At 46.9% G+C, this 5,096-nt stretch carries 6 protein-coding genes and 1 tRNA gene; 5 read left to right on the forward strand and 2 right to left on the reverse strand.

All coding sequences use genetic code 11. The features are described from left to right. The 5 genes from AB7U36_RS18065 to nhaB form a co-directional block, all read left to right on the forward strand. Positions 1 to 869, forward strand: an 869-nt coding sequence (locus AB7U36_RS18065; protein WP_428161065.1) for a proton-conducting transporter membrane subunit, incomplete at its 5' end; no start/stop codon positions are given. Further along, on the forward strand, positions 866 to 1,345 hold the full coding sequence (locus AB7U36_RS18070) for a Na+/H+ antiporter subunit E (protein ID WP_428161066.1): 480 nt from the start codon (positions 866 to 868) through the stop codon (positions 1,343 to 1,345). The genes AB7U36_RS18065 and AB7U36_RS18070, both read left to right, overlap by 4 nt. Next, a complete protein-coding gene (locus AB7U36_RS18075) occupies positions 1,338 to 1,649 on the forward strand; it encodes a cation:proton antiporter (RefSeq protein WP_287563305.1) in 312 nt (103 codons plus the stop codon). The genes AB7U36_RS18070 and AB7U36_RS18075 overlap by 8 nt, the downstream gene beginning before the upstream one ends. Then, positions 1,637 to 1,942, forward strand: a complete 306-nt coding sequence (gene mnhG, locus AB7U36_RS18080) for a monovalent cation/H(+) antiporter subunit G (RefSeq protein ID WP_286820426.1) — start codon at positions 1,637 to 1,639, stop codon at positions 1,940 to 1,942. Before AB7U36_RS18075 ends, mnhG begins: the two co-directional genes overlap by 13 nt. A gap of 219 nt (positions 1,943 to 2,161) precedes the next feature. Then, positions 2,162 to 3,772 carry a sodium/proton antiporter NhaB gene (gene nhaB / locus AB7U36_RS18085; protein WP_428160624.1) on the forward strand — a complete coding sequence of 537 codons (1,611 nt, stop codon included), beginning with the start codon at positions 2,162 to 2,164 and terminating at the stop codon, positions 3,770 to 3,772. 235 nt (positions 3,773 to 4,007) lie between these two features. On the opposite strand, the gene AB7U36_RS18090 is transcribed toward nhaB, so the two are convergent. Both AB7U36_RS18090 and AB7U36_RS18095 read right to left on the reverse strand, forming a co-directional pair. After that, positions 4,008 to 4,083, reverse strand: a tRNA-Phe gene (locus tag AB7U36_RS18090). 75 nt (positions 4,084 to 4,158) lie between these two features. Further along, complete coding sequence (locus AB7U36_RS18095; protein ID WP_428160673.1) at positions 4,159 to 4,902, reverse strand: RsmE family RNA methyltransferase; 744 nt, start codon at positions 4,900 to 4,902, stop codon at positions 4,159 to 4,161. Positions 4,903 to 5,096: the final 194 nt, after the last annotated feature.

Consider the following 5,096-nt stretch of genomic DNA (forward strand, 5'->3'; position numbering starts at 1 on the left):
GTCTGTTTTTATTTTCTTTTTCGGTTAAATCAGCCCTGTTTCCTGTGTTTGCATGGCTTCCGGCCTCCTACCACACCCTTCCCAGCAGTATTGCAGCTCTTTTTGCCGGCCTGCTGACCAAAGTCGGCATTTATGCCATGATGCGGATATTCACCCTTGTCCTTCCTTTTGAAGGAACCATCTGGCAGACCATTTTAATTGTGTTGTCCGGTCTGACCATGCTGACAGGTGTTTTGGGGGCTGCCGGCCGTTTCACCATAAAAAAGATCCTATCTTTTCATATCATCAGTCAGGTCGGGTATATCATCATCGGTCTTGCGCTTTATACTCGGCTGGCCCTGGCCGGTTCCATCCTTTATCTGATCCATCATATCATCGTAAAGGCAAACCTCTTTCTCATCGGTGGTTTTTTAAACCGCAAACTCGGCAGTGACCATCTGTCACAAATGGGCGGTGTCTACCGATCCGTGCCTTTGGTCGCCGTTTTGTTTTTGATACCGGCATTCTCACTGGCCGGTTTTCCTCCTCTCTCCGGTTTCTGGAGTAAATTTGCAGTTGTCCGGGCAAGTCTTGAAACCGGTCACACCATACTGGCCGCAACCGCGCTTTTTGTCGGGGTTCTCACGGTTTACTCCATGTTAAAAATATGGAACCAGGTGTTCTGGGAGGCGGCACCGAACGACGTAACACCGTCCCCGTCGGTGAGCTTTAGAGAAACAGGTTTATATCTGGTGCCCATAGCCATTTTTGCCCTGATTACGATAATCATAGGGCTTTTTGCAGAACCTTTTTTTCAGTATGCCGACCGCGCCGCGGTTCAGCTTCTTGATCCGATTCTTTACGTCAAGGCCGTACTGGGAGACAGATGATGATTTATTTTGTTCTCAATCTGTTATTTGCCGGTGCCTGGGTCCTGGTCAACAATGCCTACGGCATCACTGATTTTGCTATCGGTTTCCTGCTGGGCCTGGGCTGCCTGTGGCTGACACGCCCCTTTGGCCAGGACAAATCTTATTTCAGACGATTGAAGGCTTCAGTTGTTCTGGTGGTTTATTTTCATTATGAAATGACGATATCGGTTTTACGGGTTGCCTGGGAGGTACTGACGCCGACCCCTAAAAGTGTCCCGGACATTGTTCATATTCCCTTGGATGCAAAAACGGATGTTGAGATCACCCTGCTTGCCAATATGGTCTCGTTAACCCCCGGGACACTCAGTCTGGATATCACAGAGGAGAAATCCCATCTCATTGTGCACGCCATGTTTGCCCAGGATCACAATGCCGTCATTTCCGGGATTAAAAACGGACTGGAAAAAAAACTGCTGGAGGTGACACGTGGGTGATTTGATGACCATGGCTGTGACCATTACCTTCACCGGATTGCTGGTCAGCTTTGTGCTGGCATTTATTCGTCTGATTATAGGCCCGACACACGCAGACCGGCTCATCGCCATGGACTTGATCGGGTCCATTACCATCAGTTTCATTGCCGTGTTTACCATTACCAGCGGACAAACCGCTTTTCTGGACATCGCAATCACACTGGCCCTGGTGATGTTTGTGGGCACCGTGGCTTTTGTGGCATTCATGAAATCCCGGCTGATTCAATCCAAAAAAAGCAAGGAGGAGCCTCCATGGAAATCCTGATGGCCATCTGCCTTATCACCGGTACTTTTTTTACCCTTATGGCTGCCCTGGGTGTTCTCAGAATGCCGGACATCTACATGCGGACCCATGCTGCGACTAAGGCGGGCACCTTTGGTATCGGAATGATCGTGCTTGCGGTCGCCCTGTTTTTCACGGATACGGCTGTAACCTCCCGGGTTGTCGGTATTATGTTGTTTTTTATTATGACCACGCCGGCTGCAGCCCATCTACTTGGAAAAATCGTAATGAACTCCCCTTATCGGATGTGGCGTAACCCTTTTCAAAAAAAATAGCCGGTAGAGCGACTTCACTGCAGTACCGGAAGGATGATTGCCGACCCTGCTTTCATAAATTCCAAAACCATCTTTCTCTCTTCAAATTCCGGCTAAATTAATGCGCCAACGTTGAATACTCTGTTGAATTTTTGCACATAGGATGTTAGAAGGCATAACTTGTAACAAATGTATAACTTATAACCTGTTGTTCCTAATACTAATTGTGAGGATCCGACCATGTTCAACGCCTTTGTAAAAAACTTTTTAGGAAATGCTCCCATATGGTACAAGCTTGCTATTATAGTGTTCCTAATTATCAACCCCATTCTCCTTATTACCGCCGGCCCTTTTATTACAGGCTGGGTACTCATTGGAGAATTCATTTTTACCCTGGCCATGGCACTGAAATGCTACCCGTTACCTTCGGGCGGTCTTCTGGCGATTGAAGCCATTATCATGGGTATGGCCAAACCCGAAACCGTTTACCACGAAGCACTGGCCAATTTTGAGGTTATCCTTCTTCTGATGTTTATGGTTGCAGGCATCTATTTCATGAAGGAATTTTTGCAGTTCACCTTCACTCGGATACTTGTGCGGGTGCAGTCTAAAGTTGTGATTGCGTTGCTTTTCTGTTTTGCCGGCGCTTTTCTGTCCGCTTTCCTTGATGCGTTGACCGTTACAGCGGTCATCATCGCGGTTGCATATGGTTTTTACAATGTCTACCACCGGTATGCCTCGGGAAAAGACAGCACCTGCGAACATGATCTCACCGACGATAACGCATGCCAAATGGCAAAACGGGATGACCTGGTTCAGTTTCGGGGTTTTTTGCGCAACTTGATGATGCATGGTGCTGTGGGTACCGCTCTGGGCGGTGTCTGTACCCTGGTTGGGGAACCCCAGAACCTGCTGATCGGCCACCAGATGGGCTGGCACTTTGTTGACTTCTTTCTCGAAGTTGCACCGGTCTCCATCCCCGTCCTCATTGTCGGGCTTGGGACCTGTTATGGACTGGAGAAAATGCACTGGTTCGGCTATGGCGTTGAAATGCCCGGCAACATCCGTTCCCACCTGCTGGAAACCGCAGTCAAAATGGAAGAAAAACAAGGAACCAAAGGCAAGGTCAGACTTGTTATACAGGCCATTGCGGGTATCTGGCTGATCCTTGCCCTTGCCTTCCATCTTGCCGCGGTAGGTCTGATCGGACTATCCGTCATCATCTTCCTGACCTCTCTGAACGGAATTACCGACGAACACCATTTTGGACAGGCATTTACGGAAGCCCTGCCGTTTACTGCGCTGCTGATTGTCTTTTTCTCCATTGTTGCGGTGATTCACGAACAACATCTTTTCGACCCCATCATGCATTTTGTTCTCGGTCTTCATGGCCATCTACAGCTTGGGGCATACTATATTGCAAACGGTTTATTATCATCGATTTCTGACAATGTTTTTGTTGCCACCGTATATATTACGGAAACAAAGATGCATTTTGTCAATGTGCTTGCACAGATCCCCGATATTGGTATGACCGGACAGGAACTGATGGACAAACTTACCAACCCGGAACTTGTCCGGGCTGACGTGCTGGCTGCCCTTCCGGCAGACGCTGCTGCCAAAGCACACGAAGTTATCCATCATTTTGACAACCTGGCCGTTGCAATCAATACCGGAACAAACATCCCGAGTGTGGCAACGCCAAATGGTCAGGCAGCTTTCCTGTTCTTACTGACTTCAGCCTTGGCACCCGTCATCAGACTCTCCTATGGCCGAATGGTTTGGCTTGCACTGCCGTACACCATCACCATGTCAATAACAGGCCTTATTTCCTGTTACCTGTTTTTGTAATACGTATACCTCATAGTATAGAAAGATAAAAAAAGGTGGGCCCAATGCAGTATCTGTGCATTGGGCCCACCTTTTTTACAGAATATGGTTAACATATAAAATGTTCTGCGGCAAAGCATTCGCATGCCTCCTGCCATCCACAAACCGGAAAACAATCGAGCGTCTGGCCCGATCCTCATGGTGTATAAATCAAAAAAGCTTTCAACGAAAACCGCTGAAAGCTTTTATAATAACGTGGTGCCCAGGAACAGAATTGAACTGCTGACACGGGGATTTTCAGTCCCCTGCTCTACCGACTGAGCTACCTGGGCACATCAAACAACGACAAATTTATATGTTCTTTAACCGTTCAAGTCAAGCAAAAAATTATACAAGCATTAAGAATATTATTTTAAACACCCTCCCATATCACCCAGCAGATACTGGATTAAACCACAGGCACAGACGGCTGCTGTTTCTGCCCTTAAAATCCTGGGTCCAAGGGAGTAACCTATAAATCCCGATTCAACGGCACTTCTGACCTCTTCCTCTTCAAATCCGCCCTCCGGCCCGATCAGGACAACAGCTTTGTTGTTCTCTCCGGGAGCCGATCCGGCAAAGGGCCGGTCCGATGCTTCCCAGAAAGCGAATCTGTGTGAACAGCCTTTTGAAAAGGCCAGGACCTGTTCAAAATCCATGGGAGGCATAATTTCAACAAGGCAGGATCTTCTACATTGCTTCAAAGACTCCCTGGCAATGGTCTGCCACCGCTCAATGTGTTTTTTTTCCCTATTTGGGCCTGACAATGGAATGGATCTTTTACAATAAAAAGGAATCCAGCGAGTGACTCCAAGCTGGGTAATCTGTTTAATAATCTCATCCATCTTGTTGTGTTTGAGCATGGCAGTACACAAAGTCAGATCGAGATTCGATTCCGTGAGGCTTTTTTTTTCACTTAAAATGGAAATTTCAACACATTCAGGAGAGATCTTATCTATACTACCTGTAAAATCAGTGCCATGGCCATTGGTCATGGAAATGGTGTCTTTGGGCTTAAGCCTGAGTACCTTGCATATATGTTTTGCGTCCTGACCATGGATGACGGCCTTATCTGTGCTTAACGCCTCTGTATTGATTAAAAACTTTTGCATATTTATCTCTTTATTCCACAAAAAAAGATGATTAAATTTTTAGAAATTATAGTATGAAACAGATAATTTTGGCTCTCCGAGCTTTTCCGTGGTTGACACTCACCCTAATTTGTAATAACCAGGTCAGCCCCTAAAGTGTCCAAAAGAATCCGTTGTCTAAGATGCTGGATGTTAAATATTCCATAGCATCGACG

The sequence above is a fragment of the Desulfobacter sp. genome (assembly GCF_050177295.1).